Origin of the sequence: Kitasatospora arboriphila, from assembly GCF_039528095.1 — a bacterium.
In the GTDB taxonomy this organism is placed as follows: Bacteria; Actinomycetota; Actinomycetes; order Streptomycetales; family Streptomycetaceae; genus Kitasatospora; species Kitasatospora arboriphila.
The window spans coordinates 1-571 of record NZ_BAAALD010000216.1 but is presented as its reverse complement, the minus strand read 5'-3'; the positions used below and the strand labels follow the sequence as shown (position 1 = coordinate 571).

General features: G+C 46.6%; 1 protein-coding gene. It reads left to right on the top strand.

The features are described 5' to 3' along the window. Nucleotides 1-466 precede the first annotated feature (466 nt). Nucleotides 467-571, top strand: a 105-nt coding sequence (gene relB, locus ABD353_RS39560) for a type II toxin-antitoxin system RelB family antitoxin (RefSeq protein ID WP_159322803.1), incomplete at its 3' end; no start/stop codon positions are given.

The following is a 571-nucleotide window of genomic DNA, read 5'->3' as shown; positions in this document are numbered from 1 at the left end:
GTAAAATTTATCTGTCGCGAACGGGGCGGTTTATCGGGTGGTTTGTTGCCGGTTTTACCTGACTGCCACCCCGTTCGCGGCGAACCCGTCCGGGGCGGTGCGGGCAACGGGTGTTATGTTTAATCAGCGTGAACGGCAGATACAAAAAAGCCCCGGAGGGCTTTTAACTACTGACTTATTTTTTTGAAGATTTGCTGGGTTTCAATTTGTCAGTATTTCCCGGCGTTTTTTTATTGTCACGCTGGCGTTTATCAGGTTCCCCTGTTGAATCGGCAATTCGTTTCGGACCCGGCTTAAGACCCATAATCGTTATCCTTTCAATAGTTAAGAGGAAAGCCCTCAAGCTAGATATATTGACCGCGTTACGGATTATCAAGAGGGGCTAACAAGATTATTTTTTGTTCTTTTAGGTTGATTGTGGTACTGTTGATATACATGTATAGCAAATGGTGTTCGGGAGGTTTATATGCTTGCTATCCGGTTATCTGATGAGATTGAGTCCCGTCTGGACTCGCTGGCGAAGCAAACCGGCAGAACAAAGACGTTTTATGCGCGGGAAGCAATACTGGCG